At 62.3% G+C, this 1,372-nt stretch carries 2 protein-coding genes; both read right to left on the minus strand.

Features of this window, described 5'->3' with window-relative positions:
* Nucleotides 1-984, minus strand: a 984-nt coding sequence (locus AC1DT2_RS23460) for a cbb3-type cytochrome c oxidase subunit I (protein ID WP_477299082.1), incomplete at its 3' end; no start/stop codon positions are given.
* The coding region (locus AC1DT2_RS23465) for a cupredoxin domain-containing protein (RefSeq protein WP_477299083.1) at nt 974-1,372 on the minus strand (399 nt) is incomplete at its 5' end. The genes AC1DT2_RS23465 and AC1DT2_RS23460, both read right to left, overlap by 11 nt.

Below are 1,372 nucleotides of genomic sequence, written 5' to 3' on the forward strand. Positions count from 1 at the left end.
CATCTGCGGGTTGGCCCATGGCAAGGCCTTGACCCAGCCGAACAGTCCCTTGCCGCCGCGAAGGCGCGCCGCGATTTCCACCGACGCGCAAATCGTGAACACCGTCAGCAGGGTCGGCACGGCGACCATGGCGGTAAAGATGGAATGGACCACCTTGAACCCGGCACCCACTTCCGGATCCGCGAACAGATGGTGGATACCGATGGGCATCGCGAAGACGAGGAATAGCGCGAACGAGATGCGCGCCATCGAATCGCTGTACAGCCGCCCGCCAATGGCACGGGGGACGATGGTGTAGAACGCGATGTACGCTGGCATCAGCCAGAAATAGACGATGGCGTGGAGCGTCCACGAAAAGAGGACGCGCGAAAGTCCGGCATTGATCGTCGTCGCGAAACCGAGGGCGACAGGCAGGATCTGAAACAGCAGTTCCAGCGCCGCGCCAACGGCGGTCCATCCCCACAGATAGGCGCCCGCCACGTTGGCGAACATGGCCAGGGGAACCGGTGCGCCGGGATGGGCACGCTTCCACACATACAGGTTGATGCCCATCAAGGCGACCCAGACCCAGGAGCCGACCACCACCAGGACAACGCCAATGTAGTAGAACGCGTTGCCGATCATCGGCGGATAGAACGTGTACAGGACCGAATCCAGCCCCATGGCGACAGGCACGACCGCGGCCACGGAACCGATGATGATCATGTAATAGCCGGCCCAGGCCCACCGCCGGCCGACAAGCGGCTGCCCCAGCGCCGCTTCGGATATGAAGTAGCCGAACCCCATCGCGACCAGGGTTGGAAACACATAGCCCATGACGGTGCCGTGCGCCGTGACCGATCGGTAGTAGAGGTCCGCGTTGCGCAGCCAACCATGCAATGGACTACGAATGAACATCTGCCATTCGCCCAGCAGGATCGCCACGCCGAAGAGCGCGAAGGCCAGCCAGAAGTGCGCGAGGATGAGTCGCTTGTTATAGATCACAGCTKGCTCTCCTCGTTGGGCCGACCAGTCTGGCGAAAGCGTCCGGTTCGACCACCTTGACGTTCGCCCACATGCCCTCGTGTCCCGTGCCGCAGAACTCGTGGCAAGGCATCAGGTGGTCGCCGGGCTTCTCGAAGCGGGTCTTGAAGGTAGAGATGTAGCCGGGTGAGACCATCGAGTTGATGTTCGTGCCGGTGATGAGCATGCCGTGGATGACGTCGGCACTCGTCACGCGGAAGGTGACCGGTGTGCGCGAGGGAACGACGATGCACTGAGGCGTGAAGGAATACTGTTGCCCGACGATTCGCACGGTGACCGATCCGTCCGTCTCCACGGCGCTGCCGAGATTGCTCTCGACGAACTCACCGGAGACATGCAGGGTGGAAGG

Source organism: Luteibacter sp. P4_E6, assembly GCF_056401535.1.